Here is a 312-nt window from a genome sequence, read left to right as displayed (position 1 = left end):
GGGAGGAGGAAGAGGAAGGAGGGAAAGAAGGGGGGAGGGGAAGGGGGAGAAGGGAGAAAGAGAAGGAGAGGAAAGAGGGAAGAGAGAGGAAAAGGGGGAAAGAGAAGAGGGGAAGGAAAGAGGGGGGGAGAGAGAGGGAAGAGAAAAAAGGGAGGAGGGAAAAGAAAAGGAAAGGGAGGGGAAAGAAAGGGAGAAAGGAGGAAGAGGAGAGGAGGAAGGAGGAGGGAAAGAAGGAACGAGGAGGAAAGAGGGAGGAAGGGAAAAGAAAGAGAAAGAGGGGGGGAGGGGGAAGAACGGGGGGAGGGGGGGGGA

At 56.1% G+C, this 312-nt stretch carries 1 protein-coding gene; it reads left to right on the top strand.

Features of this window, described 5'->3' with window-relative positions; genetic code table 11:
• Positions 1-312, top strand: a 312-nt coding sequence (locus tag AB1471_RS18900; RefSeq protein WP_367780960.1) for a hypothetical protein, incomplete at both ends; no start/stop codon positions are given.

Origin of the sequence: Jeotgalibacillus marinus, from assembly GCF_040801915.1 — a bacterium.
GTDB lineage: Bacteria > Bacillota > Bacilli > Bacillales > Jeotgalibacillaceae > Jeotgalibacillus > Jeotgalibacillus marinus.
Note: the sequence above shows the minus strand (reverse complement) of the source record. Positions and strands in the feature narration are given on the sequence as shown.